10 protein-coding genes and 2 pseudogenes are annotated in these 16,313 nt (G+C 69.7%); 3 read left to right on the forward strand and 9 right to left on the reverse strand.

Annotated features, from left to right (window positions below; translation table 11 throughout):
- The first annotated feature begins 58 nt into the window (after positions 1-58).
- Positions 59-525 (forward strand): annotated as a pseudogene (locus ACWCPM_RS07605) (nuclear transport factor 2 family protein).
- 263 nt (positions 526-788) lie between these two features.
- On the opposite strand, the gene ACWCPM_RS07610 reads toward ACWCPM_RS07605, so the two are convergent.
- The 4 genes from ACWCPM_RS07610 to ACWCPM_RS07625 form a co-directional block, all read right to left on the reverse strand.
- The gene (locus ACWCPM_RS07610; protein WP_450975208.1) at positions 789-1,700 is read right to left on the reverse strand and encodes an MBL fold metallo-hydrolase; all 912 of its coding nucleotides are present in this window, start codon (positions 1,698-1,700) and stop codon (positions 789-791) included.
- Positions 1,701-2,294: 594 nt separating this feature from the next.
- Complete coding sequence (locus ACWCPM_RS07615) at positions 2,295-3,242, reverse strand: aminoglycoside phosphotransferase family protein (protein ID WP_450975209.1); 948 nt, start codon at positions 3,240-3,242, stop codon at positions 2,295-2,297.
- Positions 3,243-3,578: 336 nt separating this feature from the next.
- Entirely contained in the window at positions 3,579-4,454 is an 876-nt protein-coding gene (locus ACWCPM_RS07620) for a hypothetical protein (RefSeq protein ID WP_450975210.1), read from the reverse strand.
- Positions 4,455-4,530: 76 nt separating this feature from the next.
- Positions 4,531-4,965 carry a hypothetical protein gene (locus tag ACWCPM_RS07625; RefSeq protein WP_450975211.1) on the reverse strand — a complete coding sequence of 145 codons (435 nt, stop codon included), beginning with the start codon at positions 4,963-4,965 and terminating at the stop codon, positions 4,531-4,533.
- 226 nt (positions 4,966-5,191) lie between these two features.
- On the opposite strand from ACWCPM_RS07625, the gene ACWCPM_RS07630 reads away from it, so the two are divergent.
- Positions 5,192-8,329 (forward strand): AfsR/SARP family transcriptional regulator, encoded by a 3,138-nt coding sequence (locus ACWCPM_RS07630; protein ID WP_450975212.1) that lies wholly within the window; start codon positions 5,192-5,194, stop codon positions 8,327-8,329.
- Between the two features lie 341 nt (positions 8,330-8,670).
- Here the strand turns inward: ACWCPM_RS07630 and ACWCPM_RS07635 are convergent, their stop codons facing one another.
- Positions 8,671-9,312: a TetR/AcrR family transcriptional regulator gene (locus ACWCPM_RS07635; protein ID WP_450975213.1), complete on the reverse strand. Its 642-nt coding sequence runs from the start codon at positions 9,310-9,312 to the stop codon at positions 8,671-8,673.
- Between the two features lie 137 nt (positions 9,313-9,449).
- On the opposite strand from ACWCPM_RS07635, the gene ACWCPM_RS07640 reads away from it, so the two are divergent.
- On the forward strand, positions 9,450-10,187 hold the full coding sequence (locus ACWCPM_RS07640; protein WP_450975214.1) for an SDR family NAD(P)-dependent oxidoreductase: 738 nt from the start codon (positions 9,450-9,452) through the stop codon (positions 10,185-10,187).
- Positions 10,188-10,576: 389 nt separating this feature from the next.
- Here ACWCPM_RS07640 and ACWCPM_RS07645 read toward each other — a convergent pair whose 3' ends face one another.
- The 4 genes and pseudogenes from ACWCPM_RS07645 to ACWCPM_RS07660 form a co-directional block, all read right to left on the reverse strand.
- Positions 10,577-11,341 (reverse strand): SDR family NAD(P)-dependent oxidoreductase, encoded by a 765-nt coding sequence (locus tag ACWCPM_RS07645; protein ID WP_450975215.1) that lies wholly within the window; start codon positions 11,339-11,341, stop codon positions 10,577-10,579.
- A 122-nt stretch (positions 11,342-11,463) separates the two neighbouring features.
- The gene (locus tag ACWCPM_RS07650; RefSeq protein WP_450975216.1) at positions 11,464-12,660 is read right to left on the reverse strand and encodes a PP2C family protein-serine/threonine phosphatase; all 1,197 of its coding nucleotides are present in this window, start codon (positions 12,658-12,660) and stop codon (positions 11,464-11,466) included.
- Between the two features lie 269 nt (positions 12,661-12,929).
- On the reverse strand, positions 12,930-15,485 hold the full coding sequence (locus ACWCPM_RS07655; protein ID WP_450975217.1) for a SpoIIE family protein phosphatase: 2,556 nt from the start codon (positions 15,483-15,485) through the stop codon (positions 12,930-12,932).
- Positions 15,486-15,923: 438 nt separating this feature from the next.
- Positions 15,924-16,088, reverse strand: a pseudogene (locus ACWCPM_RS07660) (NADP-dependent oxidoreductase); the annotation flags it as partial.
- Positions 16,089-16,313 lie beyond the last annotated feature (225 nt).

Consider the following 16,313-nt stretch of genomic DNA (forward strand, 5'->3'; position numbering starts at 1 on the left):
GTGCGCACCGTGGCGTCCGTTGTCCGGGTGGCGGTCCACCTTTTCAGGAGGAACAGGCATGACCACACGTCCACCTGTTCCGCCGTTCACGCGGGAGGCCGCGATCGAGAAGGTCCGACTGGCCGAGGACGCCTGGAACACGCGTGATCCGGAGAAGGTGGCCCTCGGGTACACCGAGGACTCGCGCTGGCGCAACCGGGCGGAGTTCATCAGTGGACGCGACGAGATCGTCGCATTCCTGACCCGCAAGTGGCGCGGGGAACTGGACTACCGACTCATCAAGGAGCTGTGGGCTTTCGACGGAAACCGGATCGCGGTGCGGTTCGCCTATGAATCCCACGACGATTCCGGCCAGTGGTACCGGTCGTACGGAAATGAGAATTGGGAGTTCGGCGAAGACGGCCTGATGAAGGTTCGCCATGCGTGCATCAACGACCTCCCGATCGCCGAGTCCGACCGCAAGTACCACTGGTCACTCGGCCGAGTCCCGATGACCACCCCAGTCTGAGCGACCTCGGACTCTGACACATCCCTGCTCCGCCTCCGTTCGCAACGGCGGGCTGTGCGCGGTGATCGTCGCCGGACCGACGGAGCGCGACGCCTCCGTCCAGTCCGCATGCCGGGCCCGGAGCCGGCGCTTCATCGAGCGCACACCGACCTGCGGATTCTGCGCGATCACCGCAGGCTTCACCCGCCGCGAACCGAGCCCCGGCCGTCAGCCGGATCTTCGACCAGGGCTCCTCATCAGGGCTGGCCTCTCTCGCGCTGCCCACGCGTCGGAGGTGCGGTCAGTAGTCCCAGACGACCGGTACGAAACGGAAGGCGTTGCCGTCGACCGCGACGTGGCAGACGGACGGGAACGGCAGGTGGGTGGCCACCAGCTGCTCGCCGCGTCCCGCAAGCTCTGTCAGGAGGCTGATCCGGACGCGGGCCATCAGGTCGGGGTCGTGGTCGAAGCCGTTGTGCCACTCGGGCTTGTCGAACCCGGGCTGGAAGATGGCATCACCGGCGAACGTCAGCCGGTCGCCGCCGGACTCGAGACGGACGATGCTGTGGCCGGGGGTGTGCCCGCCGGTGCGCTGCATCACCACTCCGGGCGCCACCTCGTACTCCGTCTCGAACGGCCGCAACTGGCTGCGGTACACGTCCAGGAACCGCGAGGCGGTCCTTCGGAGCACGTCCGGCACGGGTGCCGGCATGACGGTGCGGGAGAAATCAGGCGCGTCCCAGAACTCGGCCTCGGCGGCCGCCAGGTGGACCCGCAGGTCCTGGCGCAGTCGGCCCCTCAGCCCCTCGACGAGCAGTCCGCCGATGTGGTCCATGTGCAAGTGGGTGAGCACCACGTCGGTGACGGATGCGGGATCGATGCCGGCGGCCTCCAGTCGCATGGCCAGCTGCCCGGCCCGCGGGAAGCCGGGGAACTCCGAGCCCAGCCCGGAGTCGACGAGGATGGTCCGGCCACCGCTGCGCACCACGGCCACATTCAGAGGCCAGTCGCACACCTCGGGCGGCAGGAACATGTCACCGAGCCAGGCGCTCAGGTCGGGCTTGGTGGCGTTGGTCGCCAACGTCACGGCGGGGATCGGCATCACCCCGTCGCTGATCACCATCACGTCGATGTCGCCGACCTTCAGCGCGTAGCGTGACGGAACCAGTTCGTCGTGTGCCGGTGCATCGGGGTGTGCGTGGACGTGGCTCATGTTGTTCTCCTCTTGACGAGAGTTGCCCGAACGTCGCCAGCGCGGCGGGGCACGCTGTCCGGTCGTGCCCTATGACCGGACGGCCGTCTGTTTTGTGACATTCGTCCCGATTTTGCCATCGGCCCCGCTGGGTCTCCCGGCGCCTCGCCCGATCATGTCCAGGGTTAGCGGAAGTGTTGCCGCGACAGGGCTGCAAAGGTCACATTTCCGCACGTCAGCGCTACTTCTGCCTACTCGGGGCTGCTCCATTTCTTCCTCGGGCTGCGACGTTCTCGTTGAGCTTGATCATTGACCTCGCCGCTGTTCCTGACGGATGTGTTTGGCGAGGGTTTCGAGTCGTCTCACGCTGCCTCCAGGCTCGTGACAGGGTGCTGACATGCGGTTCTTCGAGCAGGGCGGGCGCCGATCCGTACCTGTCAGCGCCGCGGCCTACGGCATGACGGCCCGCGCGGAGCTCGTCGCCGGCTCCAGGCGTGTTCGGCGCGCCGTACGGCAGCACGCGGCGGCGAGTGGTCCGGCGCGGGGCTGCGGTCGCCAGGTGGTTCCGGGCCCGACGGTGGGCCCGGCGGTCCACGCGTGGCCGCAGGGGCGCGATCAGTGGCCGGCCGTTGCGATGAGACGTCGCAGCGCGGCCTGGCCGGGTGGGCCCCAGGTGGGCTTGCCACCGGTACGGCCGTGGACGCCGGCGTCTCCGATGTGGATGCAGGCGAGGGCTTTCAGCACGGCGCAGCCGCGAGCGCGGCGCAGGGTCGCCGTGTCCGGGGTCGGTCGGTACGCCTCATGGAAACGGTCGGTGGCGCCGTCCGGCAGCAGTATCCACGCGGCGGCGAGGTCCCAGGCAGGATCGCCCGCGCAGAGGTCGCCGAAGTCGATCACCCCGCAGAAGGTGCCTTCCGCGGTGAGGATGTTGGCCGGATGCAGGTCGCCGTGGAGCCACACCGCCGGGCCCGTCCAGCCGGGTGCCGAGAGGGCGTCCTCCCAGACCGCGCGGACGGCGTCCGGGTCGGGGAGGAGTCCCAGTTCGGTGGCCGAGGCGAACCCCTTGGCGAAGCCGTCGGCGTGGTCGGCCGGCGGCCCCCCACACCACCGGCCGACGGGTGCCCCGGCGGGAGCGGGCCGGTGAAGGGCCGTCAGGAAGGCGGCCAAGGTATCGGCCGCCGCCGCACCGCGGGTGGCAGGGGCGCGGTCGGCCGGATCACCCGGGACCCAGGTAGTGACGATCCAGGGGCGCGGGAACCGTGCGGACGGCTCGCCGAGACGCTGTGGCACGGAGACCGGCAAGGGAAGGCGCGGGGCGAGAGCGGGCACCCAGGCGTGCTCCTTGTGCAGCAGATCGTCCGCGTCCCGCGTCGCGTACGGCATCCGCACGGCGAGGTCGTCGCCGAGCCGCCACAGTTGGTTGTCCCAGCCGCGCGCGCCGAGGCGTACCGGGAGATGGGCCAGGTCGGGATGCTGGTCGAGCACCAGGTCCCGCACCAGATCTGCGCTGATCTCGATGTCCCGTACCAGATCCGCGCTGATCTCGATCTCCGTGTGGGTCATGCGGAGCCACAGTAGTCGGGCGGTGGACCGCCGTTCGTGGGCCCCGGCACTCCGTGCCGCTCGATCAGTCGCCGAGCACGGACCGGTCGACCGAATTGCTGACGGGCGACGTTGTCGAATCGGGTTGTCACTGCCGGTTCCCAGATGGGGAACCGGCCCGTGGCGAAGGCTTCGAGCGTGATGAGGAAGACGACGACGGGCTGCCGGGGTGCAGTGACCGAGCACGATGGTCATCACCCATGAGCCGCATTCCGTCGGTTCGCCGGCCGGGCATCGTGAACGGTCAGTCATCGTGAGCGGTCAGTCGTGTGGATTCGGCTTCATCCGATCGCCCGGTCAAGGCGCGGGAAACATGAGGCGTACGCCGTACCGGCGCTCGGCGCGGTGGAGTGACGGCACCAGATTCCTCCGCAACTCGTCCACCTGGTCGGCGTGCTGAGTGAGGAAGCGTGTGCGCAGGCGCAGACGTGCCGGTTCGCGTACGGCCTCGACCGGGCGCAGGCAGGTTGCGTAGGCGCGGCCGAGTTCGCGGTTGATCCGCGGGAAGTCGGCGGACGAGGCGGAGAGCAGGCGGGAGTCGACGAGCCCGAGGAAGGTGTTCTCGTCACGGACCTGGAATCCGTGTTCGGCGAAGCAGCCGGGCAGGGTGCCCAAGGCGCGGATGGTGTCGGGGTCGTGGCGCAGCGAGGCGAGTTCCCGGAACCACAGTTTCTGGAGCGAAACGTCGGCTTTGTGGGTCCCGCGGCCGGCCGAGGCGCCCTCGTCCAGGCAGCGGCGTACGGTCGTCGGACTGCCGGAACGGGTCGGGGCGGGGTCTGTCGCAGGGGCGGGGATCTCGGCGCTGTAGCCGAAACCGTGACGCGCGATGAACTCGAGGTCGGGAACGCCGGAGAAGGGGATGAACGCGGGCGGGGCCTGTTCGGGCAGGCCGATCCCGCTGTCGCGGGCGCACGAGGCCGCGACGGTGTGGGCCACCTGTTGCCCGAAGGCGTTCAGCCCCTGGGTCCACCGGGTTTCGGCGCCGGTCGCGGGGAAGAGCATGCGTACGGGGTCGTCCGGCGGGGTGTAGGTGAGGCGGGCGGGTGTGTCGTGAGCGGGTGAGGAGTTGCTCGACGGGCCGGGACCGGTGGAGCAGGCGACGGCGAGCAGACAGGTGGCCGCCGCGACGGCGGTGCGCACCGCGAGCCGGCGCGGATGTGCTGGACGGATCATCGGGCCGCTCCTTCCCCCGAGGTGGCGGGGTGCCGCCGACCCGCGACGGCACCCCAGGTGCGGTGCAGGAGGGGCGTCAGTGGGTGATCGTCACCTTGTCGCCCCCGTCGAAGAGGCTTGCCACCCCGAAACGGGTGTTGGCGGCGACGTCGGTGCACAGCCAGTACTTGGAGTCGTTGATGCTGTGATTTCCGTCGTAGACAGGAATGTCGGGATTGCCGTTCGCGAATCCACGTGCGCACGTGAACCAGGTGCCGTTGGAGCGCTGGAGGCGGCCGGCGTAGTAGTCGTAGTTGAACTGGGACTGGTCGTCCGAAAAGGTGAGGTTGAGGTCGTTGCACGAGCTCGTGCCCGACTTGCGGGCAGTGCTGTTGTCGTTCTGCTGGCCCTCGCCGGTGGTCAGGTTCGCTTTCACGCACGCTTGCGGGGCGGCGGACGCCGTGGGTGCGAGCACCAGACAGGTTGCGGCGGAGACCAGCGCGAGTGCGCCGGCGGTGACGGTTCGGTTCATGGTTCCCCCCAGTTCCGTTGTCGTACGGGCAGGCGCCGTCCGCCCACCCGCCGTGTTCTCACCTTGGGGCAGGCCGACTGCGCGGCGGTTGCGCCGTGGTTGCGTGCTCCGGTTGCACCGGATCGCCGCGAACCCTTGACCTGTACATCACAGGTCGGGCACGCTGCGCGAGCCGCGTCTCCGGGGCTCTTGGGGGGAGAGGCTGCGTGATCGAGACGGGGGAAACTTGATCGAGTTCGCTGTCCTCGGGCCGCTGACCGTCCATCGTGACGGTCAGGAACTGCTCTTGGCCGCGCCCATGCTGCGCCGACTGCTGGCCGTGCTGCTGAGTCGGTCCGGCAGGCCCGTGCCTGTCACGGACATCATGTCCGCGCTGTGGGAAGGTCGGCCGCCCCGCAGCGCGCGCAAGACCATGCAGGTTTACGTGCATCGGCTGCGTCGTGAACTCGACGACGAGCAGCGGCTGGTGCACAACGCGCTCGGCTACACGCTCACCGTCGGCACCGGAGAACTGGACGCGCTGCGTTTCGCCGACCTTGCCGGGCGGGGGCGCCTCGCCTGCCGTTCCGACGATCCCGAGCGGGCGATCGAACTGTTCAGGCGAGCGCTCTCGCTGTGGCGCGGTCCTGCCTTCGACGGCGTCCGGGACGGCGCGTCGGTCGCCGCCGACGCCGACCGACTCGATGACCAGCGCCTCCAGGTGTACGAGGAGTGCGCCGAGATAGAGCTGAACCTGGGCAGGAACGGGGAGTTGGCCGCCGAGCTGGCGGTGCTGGTGCGGTCGCATCCTTACCGCGAGCGGCTCCGTGGGCAGCTCATGCGCGCGCTGCACGGGGGTGGGCGCCGTGCCGAGGCGCTGGAGGTGTTCCGGGAGACCGCCGCACTGCTGCGGGACGAACTCGGCATCGATCCCGGCGACGCGCTCAGAACCCTGCACGAGGCGATGCTGCGCGAGGACGACGGGCTGGTGCCGGCGGCCGGACCCGTCCGCGATCCGCTGCCGGCGACCGGGCCTGGTGTGGCGGGCTCGGTCGGGCTCGCACGAGTGAGGGGGACGGGGGCCGAGGCGGAACCGACCGGCGAGCGGAGCGGCGAGGTGACCGGTCTCGTACGGCGGGAGCGGGGGAGTGCCACCGCCGCGGACGGGCAGGTGGGGCCGTCGGGCCGAGCCGCGGACCACGGCGACTTGTCGCCGGCGTCCGCCCGGTGGCGTTCGGGCGGAGTGCCGGCGGAGGTCACCAGTTTCGTCGGACGTCAGGACGAGATTGCCGAGGTGGCCCGGCTGCTCAGGGTGTCCCGGCTGGTGACGGTGACCGGAGTGGGCGGTGTCGGCAAGACCCGGCTGGCCCTGCGTCTGGCGGGCGAGGTTCAGGGTGAGTTCCCTGACGGCGTGCAGCTGGTGGAGCTGTCCTCGGTGCACGACCCGGACATGGTGGCCCACGCGGTGACACAGGCGCTGGACCTGCACGACCAGAGCCTGAGCTCCCCCGCGCAACTGCTCTGCCGGCACCTCGCCGAGAAGCGGTTGCTGCTCGTACTGGACACCTGCGAGCACGTGGTCGATGCCTGTGCCCTGCTCGCCGAGGTGATTCTGCGCGGTGCGCCCCGGGTACGCGTGCTGGCCACGAGCAGGGAGTCGCTCGGCATCGCGGGGGAGCAGATCTATGTGCTGCCGCCCCTTCCGGTGCCGCGGCTGGGCCCTTTGGCAGCCGCCGACGCACGGTACGACGGCGTCGATCTCTTCGTCGAGCGGGCCCGCGCGGCGGATCAGAGGTTCACCGTCGGCCCGGACAACCGTGAGGTGGTGACCCGGCTCTGCGCGCTTCTCGACGGGATACCGCTGGCGCTCGAACTCGCCGCCGTCCGGTTGAGAGCGATGTCCGTCGAGCAGATCCTGGACCGCCTCGACGATCGGTTCGCCCTCCTCGCCCGCGGTCGGCGCACCGCACTGCCCCGGCACCAGACCCTGCGCACCGCCGTGGAGTGGAGCCACCAACTGTGCTCACCCCAGGAACGCCTGCTGTGGGCGCGGCTTTCGGTGTTCTCGGGCAGTTTCGCCCTCGATGCGGTGGAAGCCGTCTGCTGCGACCGGGAGCTTCCCCGGGGTGTCATCGCGGAGCTGCTCTGGAGCCTGGTGGACAAGTCGATCCTGCTGCGTGAGGAGGACGCGGGCGGCGTGCGCCTGCGGCTTCTGGACACCATGCGTGAGTACGGTGCCGAGTGCCTCGACCGGCGCGGGGAACAGGAGCGCCTGCGGTTGCGCCACCGCGATCACTTCGCCGATCTGGCCCACCACGCGGAGGAGGACTGGTTCGGGCCCCGCCAGCCCGACTGGCGGCGGCGTCTGATCCACGAGCACGCCAACCTCCGTTCGGCGCTGGAGATCTGCCTCGCCCGGCCCGAGGAGCACCGCAGCGGACTGGAACTGGCCGCGACGCTGTGGTGGTTCTGGACGGCCTGCGGATTCCTCGTGGAGGGGCGGCACTACCTCGACCGCATGCTCGGGCTGTACCGCGAACCCGGCCCGGTCCGGCTCAAGGCTCTCTGGGCCTGCGGTCATGTCGCGATGGGACAGGGCGACGTCGACGCCGTCGTCCGGCTGGCCACCGAGTGCCAAGCCCTTGCCGCGCGGGAGGACGACACGGTCGCCCTCGCCTTCGTGGGGCATCTGCTCGGTACGGCCGCGGCCCTGCGCGGAGACCTCGACCGAGCGGTCGTGCACACCGCCGACGGGGTGCGCCGGCAGCGGGCCGTGGCGGACGGGGAGAGCGGCCTCGCGATGTCCCTGGTCGGCCATGGTTTCGTCCTGCTGCTCCGCGGCGAACTCGAGGCTGCCGTCGTGGCCCTCGAGGAGCAGCGCGCGCTGAGTGAAGCCCGCGGAGAGGTGTGGACCCGGGCTTGGGGCGACGGCATCCGCAGCTCGGTCGATCTGGCGCGCGGCGAGATCGAGTCGGCGATCGCCCATGCCAGGGCCTCCCTCATGGTGAAGCACCAGCTGGGTGACACGCTGGGCATGGCCATGTGCATCGACACGCTCGCGCAGGCGGCACTGGCGGCCGGCGGCGCGGACCACGCCGCACGTCTCCTGGCCGCCGGCCGCCGGATCTGGGATATGTGCGGACCGCCGCAGATCGGTTCCCCCGAACTGCGAGCGGCTCGCGACCTGTGCGAGCAGCAGGCCAGAGACCTCATCGGCGACCGCGCCTACGACGCCGCGTTCAACGAGGGATCGCAACTGGGCCTCGACGCGGCGCTCGGTCTCGCCCTGGGCGACCATCCGCGCGGATCCGTGGCCCAGAAGACGGTCCTGCCCCCTCCGCCCCGCGCCGACGACTTGAACGACAGTGCCCTTACGCGGGGTTGAGGCGAGGTGGCCGGGAACAGCCGGCGGTCCGACGGCCGCGTCGTCAGCGGCTCGTTGTGCCCGCGAGGCTGACGACCGACGAGCACCGGTCGGCCCGAGCCCAGGCCTCGCTCGGGGCGCACCCGAAGCCGATCAGCGTCCCCGGCGGACCCTTCCGCTCTGCGGAGCACGGCATCTGGGCGCCGTGTACGACATAGAGGGACGGCGGCAGGAGAGGTCGCCTTGCGCCATCTCAGGGGTTTGCGTCTCTCGAGCGCCAGTCGTCTCCCGCTGCCCGGTTCAAGCCGTACGGCGGTCCTGTGTTGAGTCCCACCGGGACCGAGTGGCGTGTTCTGCGCGACCTACGGCTGGGGCGCGGGCTCGGTGATCTCCAGGCGTTCGGGCGGCGGTTCCGGCAGGGGCTCGGCGCCGGTGGCCACCAGCCCGTCGAGGGCCAGTGCGAGGTAGCGGCGCCATGCCTGTGGCTGCACGGCCAGCAGAGGCGCCGCCGTCTGGTGGATTCCGCCGAGCAGCAGGACGACGTCCGTGCCGGTGATGTCGCCGCGCACCGCACCTTGCTCGCGCGCCCGGGCCGTGAGCGCCTCGGCCGCGTCGCAGAGCAGGGCGATGCGGTCCCGGACCTCGGCGTGCTGGAGTGACGGGCGGCCGATCACCTCGCAGAACGCACGGTCGGCGGCGAGCACCTCGACTCCGTCGCTCATGAACTCCCGCAGCGCCGCCGCGGGATCCTCGGCCCCGAGAAGGCGGTCGGCCGAACCGATGAGCTGGTCGAGCATCTGGAGCATGATCGCCGCGAGGAGGTCCTCCTTCGAGGCGAAGTGCCGGAACACCGTGCCCTTGGCGAGGCCGGCTCGCTGGGCGATCTCGCCGATCGGCACGTCCACGCCGTTCTCGGCGAACGCCGCCGTGGCGGCCGTGAGCAGCAAGCGCCGGTTGCGCACCATGTCCGCCCGCTGGCCCGGAGTGGCCTTCGTCCCGCTCATCCCTGCCTCCTCCCAGGTGTGGAGCCTACCATCAACGTGACCGGGTGGTCAGGTTAGCTGTTACGCTCAAGATGACCCGGCGGTCACCTTCGGATTCCGGGTCGCGAACCACGCACACCAACTCCTGGGAGAACAACGTGAGCGGCACTCTGGAAGGCAAGGTCGTCCTCGTCACCGGCGCGTCCTCGGGTATCGGCCGTGCCACGGCTGTGGCGCTTTCGAGGGCCGGCGCCCTGGTCGCGGCCGGGGCTCGGCGGGCCGACCGGCTGAAGGATCTCGCGCGGGACATCCCCGGCGAGATGCTCACCCTCGATCTGGACGTTACCGACCAGGCGTCGGTGCGGGACGCGGTGGCGGCGACCGTCGAGCGGTTCGGGGGCCTGGACATCCTGGTCAACAACGCGGGCGTGATGCTCAGCGGCCCGATCCTCGACGCGGACACCGCAGAGTGGACACGCATGGTCGAGACCAACCTGCTGGGCTCGATGTACGCGGTTCACGCCGCGCTGCCTCACCTGCTGGAACGCAAGGGGGCCGTGGTGCAGGTCTCTTCGACGTCGGGTCGTACGGCGACGGCCGCGAGCGGCGTGTACTCGGCCACCAAGTTCGGTGTCACCGCCTTCGCGGAGTCGCTCCGGCAGGAGGTCACCGAGCAGGGCGTCCGGGTCGTGGTCGTCGAACCCGGCTTCACCTCGACGGAGTTGGCCGGCCACATCACCGATCCAGCCATCCGGGCCATGGCCAAGAGCATGGCCGACTCCATGAGGACCCTCCAGCCGGAGGACATCGCCGCCGCCGTCCTGTACGCGGTGACCCAGCCCGACCACGTGGCGGTCAACGAGATCCTGATCCGCCCCACCGATCAGGCTCGCTGACCCCAGCCACCGGAGGGAGTCGCCTTCCCGGCGACTCTGTTCCGGTCCTCGGGGCCGACGCAGCACGTCCAGCATGATGCGCTGAGCCCCCCACTCCATGGAGGGGATCTTCACTCCGCGCCCGGGGTGGGGCGAGGCGTCGGTCAGGTGTCAGGTCGTCCCCGGCCAGGCGGCCGACGTACACCCGAGCCACGAATTCCGCGATCTGGACGTCCGTCAGGTGCGCGCGAGGACGGCCCCGCCGAGCATGCCGACCAGTTGGCGACCCTGCTCCATGACGTTCACCGCAAGGCGCTCGATCTCATCCTGTGGCACAAACCGCAACGCCTCAGCGGCGCCGGCGCTCGCGTCGACCTCCGGGGGTGTCAGCCCCGTTGCCTGAGGGTGCGTCAGGTATTTTCCAGGCCACCGTCAACGGTGAGGACCTGACCGGTGACCCACTCGACGGCGGGATCGGCGAGCCGTAGGACCCACGCGGCGATCTCCTCCGGCCTGCCGCGGCGCCCCAGCGGGATGCGGGCGGCTTCGGCTTCCTTGATCTGCTGGACTTCGGCCGGGGAGAGGCCGGAAGACGACAGGGCGCCGGTCTCGACCGGGCCCGGAGCGACCGCGTTGACCCGGATGCCCTCCGGTGCCAGCTCGAGTGCCCAGCTTCGGGTCAGATGCTCGATCGCCGCCTTCGACGCACCGTAGTGACTCGCGGCCGCGAGAGGACGGTGTCCGAAGGTGCTCGCGATGTTGACGATCGATCCCCGGGACGTCTGCAAGTGCGGCAGGGCGGCGCCGGCGAGCAGGCTGGGCGCGGTGACATTCGTATCGAATATCTGTTTGATGCGGTCGTACTTCACATCCCGCAACGGCATCGACATGAAGACCCCGGCATTGTTGACCAGGATGTCCAGGCGACCCCAGCGGTCCACGGCGGCACGAACGATCGTCTGGGGAGCTTCCTCCTCCGTGATGTCGCAGTAGATCGTCTCGATCGAGCGATGTCCGTCGGCCAACTCGGCGAGAGCTTGCTCATTACGACCGGTTCCGAGAACGGCTGCACCTGCGTCCGCAAAGGACATGGCGATCGAACGACCGATACCCGAGCCCGCGCCGGTCACGATCACGACTCGGCCGGTGAAGTCCAGTGCCGCAGGATTCGACATGGTGTGAGTCCCTTCGATCGATCTTCATACGACGTGGAACTGCCGGGCGGCGTCATGCAGTCCGCGGACGCCGAGCCACAGCGGACGTTGCGCAGGGCGCACCCGGGCGGGTGGAACAGAGGTCAGAGGCGGACGACGACCACTGCTGTGTCATCGGTGGCCTCGCTGAGGTCGATGAGCGCCTCCGCCAAGTCCTCGGCGTCGTCCTCGCGGTGGCGTGCGAGGAGCTCGGCGAGGCGCTGAAGGCCTTGGTCGATGTCCTCGCCGCGGCGCTCGATGAGCCCGTCGGTGTAGAGGACGAGCGCTGAGCCGTCGGCATAGCCGGTGGTGGCCTGCGCGCGGCGCGTGTGCTCGATACTGGCTCCCAGCGTGGGGTCCGTTGCTCGGTCCAGAAACCGCACGGTGCCGTCCGGGTGAACCAGGGCCGGGGGCGGGTGGCCGGCGCTGCTGTATGTGATGCGGCGTTCCCTCCAGTCGATCACCGTCTGCACAGCGGTGGTGGACAGGGCCCCTTCGACGGAACGTGCGTACATGTCGAGGCCGTCGAGTGCGGCTGCCGGGCCGTTCACCACACGAATGGCGGCGCTCAGCGCGCTGCGCAGCTGGCCCATCACTCCTGCCGCTCCCAGACCGTGTCCGACGACGTCGCCGACCGCGATGGCGTAATCCCCGTCGGCGAGCTGTGTCACCTCGTACCAGTCACCGCAGACGTTCAGGGCGTCAAGAGCCGGGCGGTAGCGGACCGCGGCTTCGTGCCGTGCGAGTCGTTGCGGTGCCGGCAGCATCGCGTCCTGAAGCGCGAGGGCCACCTCCCGCTCTCGGGCGTTCGCCTGACGCAGCCGCTCGTTGACCCGCTGCAGTTCTCGGGACCGTGCATAGAGTTCGATCTCCATCTGCCGCCGCCGAGCCGAGTCAGGGACCTCGGCGCGGACGAGGTCGGTGATCTCCTCCAGACGGTGCACCACCAGCGCGATATGTCCCTCGGAGTCCAGGACGGGGGCGTTGACCGGGCTCCAGTAGCGCTCGGCGAACACGCCCGGCCGATCCTCTTCCTCCACGTCGTGGCGAATCGGCCCCTCGACGTCTTGGACACCGGTCTCGAGCACACGGCGAAGCGAAGCCTCCAGATCTTCCCGACTGTCGGGGTCCTGCGGGAAGGCGTCGAACACGTACCGGCCGACCAGTTGGTGCAGCGAGCGGCCGACCAAGTTCTGATAGGACGCGTTCGCGTCCAGAATGACGAGTTCGGGCGTGAGTACCAGCATCGCGCTGGGTGACGCGTCGAAGATGCCCTCGTAATCGATCTGCCGTTCCGTCACTGCGCTTCTCACGGTTCCTGCCCATCAGATGTACGTCTCAGTGCTTCTGCTTGCGTGGGGCGCTTCGATGCCGCGGGTCCACGGAATCTCGGTGCCGACCGGTGCGCGATCACCCCGGCCTGCCTCGTGCTGAGTGCCAGGAGCCGCCTCGTACCGAGTGCCAGGAGCCAGAGGAACGCCCCGGCAGGCGTTCGACATCGGTGCTGCTCGGTCACCGCTCGGTGCCTGGAAGGGCTTGCCGATGCGGTACCTGCCGACGGCGACCGGAATCACATGTACGAGCGTCGGCTGTTGCCGCTTTTTCCTGCCGACCCGTTCACCGGGGCGCACAATGCTCGTGGCCGGGAAGCGTCGTCCTCGGCTGTCGCGAGGGCTGAGCGGGTGCCGAGGGGCCGTGCCTCTAAGGACGCGCAATCCAGGTCCTCTTCGGCCCAGACGACCTTGCCGCTCGATGTCGAGCGGGATCCCCACCTGCGGGACATCTGAGCGACGAGGAACAGGCCGCGGCCGTTCTCGTCGGCGGAGTTCGAGCGACGCAGGCGAGGGCAGCTGACGCCCGTGTCGGACACTTCGCAGGTCAGGACCCGATGCTGGATCAAGCGCAGCCCGATCGGGCCGGTGCCGTGGCGCGCGGCGTTGGTGACCAGTTCGCTGACGATCAGTTTCGTCGGATCCTCAAGGTCTTCCAGGCCCCATTCGGCCAGCTGGAGGCCGGCCAGGTGCCGGGCGCTACGGGCGGCGCTCTGATCGCTGGGCAGCGTCCAGGACGCGACCCTGGTCGGGTTGAGGGAGCGGGTGCGGACGAGGAGGAGGGTGATGTCGTCCGAGGGCGCCTGGTCCGGGAGGATGTCCATCGCGCCCGTGCAGAGATCCTCGAGCGAGCGGCCCGGGAGTGCCAGGGCGGTGGCGAGACGATGCATTCCCGCATCGGTGTCGTGGTCGCGCGTCTCGATCAGGCCGTCGGTGTACAGAGCGAGGAGACTGCCCTCGGGCAGTTCCAGCTCCACGGACTCGAAAGACGCGTCCGCTCCGAAGCCGAGGGGAACTCCGGCAGGAAGGTCGGCGAAGGTCACCTCGCCCTGCGGATCGATGATCGCAGGCGGGGGGTGCCCGGCCCGTGCCATGGTGCACCGGCGAGTGGCGGGGTCGTAGACCGCGTACAGGCAGGTGGCACCGAGCAGAGAGGGAGGCTGGGCGCATTGCTCGGCCAGTCGTTGGACCGTGTCGTCCAGATGGGCCAGTAGTTCATCGGGGGGCAGCTCCATGTCGGCCAGCGCGTGCACCGCGGTGCGGAGCCGGCCCATGGTCACGGCGGCATTGACGCCCTGACCGACCACATCGCCGACGACGAGACCCACGCGAGCGCCGGACAGCTCGATCACGTCGGCCCAGTCACCGCCGACGCCCTGGTCGATGTCGGCGGGCCGGTAACGGGAGACGGCCTCGATCGCCGCACTGCTCGTCACACGCTCAGGGAGCACGTCGCACTGGAGCTCGAGAGCCGCGGTGTGCCGGCGGGCGCGGTCCAACGACAGCGCCGCGCGGCTCACGACCTCTTCGGCGAGGAGGAGGTCGATCTCCTGGAACGGCACCGGGTCCTCGGTGCGCACGAACAATGCCACGCCCAGCACAACGTTTCGCACGCAGATGGGCACGACCATGACCGAATGCATGTCGTTCTCGCGGATCTTGCGCGCCCTGACCGGATCGTGGTCGATCCAGGTACCTGGAGCCGTGTTCAGGATCGGCTCCAGGCGGGCCCTCCTGGTGCGCAGGGCGTGGGCGAGGGGCGAGGACGCGGGCACGGGGATCACCTCACCGTGCGTCCATGCGGACTCGGGAATCCCCTGGTGGACGGAGGCCAGCCCGGCACGCCGGAAGACGGGGAGGCGATCCGGTGTGGGCTGGGTGCCCTCCGGGGGCGCCTCGCCGAGAACCGACTGCTCCAGGTCGACCGCGACGAAGTCGGCGAACAGGGGTACGGCGAGTTCGGCCAGCTCCTGACTTGTCCGCAGCACGTCCTGTGTTCTGCCCAAGCGGGTGCTGCGCTCACTGAGGATGGCGAACCGCTCGCGCGCCCGCCGGCTCTCGGTGGCGTCGACGCTCAGCGCGCACACTCCGACAGCCTGGCCGTCGGCACCTAGGAGGCATGAATACAGAACGGTGATCGTGTGCTCCCGGGCAGGACTCATCGGCAGCCAGGTCTGGTACTCGTCGGTCCCGGCGGCGCCGCTGTGCAGGACCTGCCGCATCACCGCCTCGGGGTCCGTGGCCTCCGCATCGGGCCGGGCATCGCCGAAGCGACGTCCGAGCCGCCGATCACGGGGAATGCCGTCCTGCCTCTCCATCGTGTCGTTCACCCAGGTGCAGCGCAGGTGGGTGTCACGAACGGCGACGCCGATCGGCGCGCGGCTGATCAGTGATTCCCGGACCGATCCCTTGGTGGCTTCCCAGGAGAGCTTGTCGACCTCGGTCACGGACACCAGCCACCGGACTGCTCCGTCGCGGCCCCGCAGCATCGAGACCCGAAGGCTCACGTCGAGGACCCGGCCGTCCCGGTGGAGCAATTGTGTGCTGCCTGACCAGCCATTTCGTATATGAAGCTGTTCGACGAACTCTGATATCTCCGACGCTTCCCTGCGGGACGGCAGCAACACCGCGGCAGATCGGCCCACCACTTCCTCGGCGGAGTATCCGAGCAGCCGCTCGGCGGCCCGAGTCCATCCGACGACCATCCCTGGCTCGTCGAACATCGCACTGGCCGCGTCGCCCGGCTCCAGCGTGCTCACGGTGTTACTGAGCGTCGTCTTCTCGTAGCTGGTCATCGACTTCGTGTCCTCGTTGACGGCGACAGAGTGGTTTGAGGTGCAGCAACCGATTCGGGGACCCAACTGTCGACCAATGCGGAGGCAGAGGCGCCGTGGAGCGGCGCATGCATCATCGGGGCATCGGCATATCGAATTCAGCCCGGTCGGTCATTTTGTCCCTGTTGCACCTTTTAAAGGACTGACCGGACGGGACTCCGATCTGTGACACACACCACGTGTCCGCCTCGATCTCGCCGAGACCGCGTAGGCACGCAACCCCACACCGGGTACCCGGGCCGCCCCCCTGCGGCACCCACGTCCCGCGTGACCTCCCGCTCCCGCTCCCGCTGCCGCTCCGGGTGCCGCTCCGGGTGCCGGGTGCCGGGCGACGGGCGACGTCGAGCCCGAGCGGTACCTACGGCAGGATCCCGATCAGTTTTCGGTGACAGGAGTCCGCGCCCGGGCCGAGGCGGTGTCGCGGGCGCCGGCCTCGCGAGCCGGCTGTACGGCGAGGGAGCCGACGCCGCCCGCGGCGCCGTGGGTGAGCACGCTCTGGCCGGTGACCAGGTGGGCGTGGCCGCACAGGGCGGCCTGCCAGGCGGTGAGCCCGGAGATCGGCAGCTACGGGTCCAGTCGGTCACACGCAAGGCGCGCCGGCCGACGCGTCGACTTCGCCTGATCACAATTCGAGCGTCGCGCAATTACAGAGAGGCTCTGGGGCATGCGAGGGGGCGGGAATGGGCATTATGGCTTCCTGCTGTCGCGCGTCGACCGAAGGGCAAGGGCGAAGAGCGAAGGGCGAACGGCAGAGGCGAAGGGTCATCGGCAAATGGCGGGGTGCGGGGA

The organism is Streptomyces sp. NPDC002309, assembly GCF_053593375.1.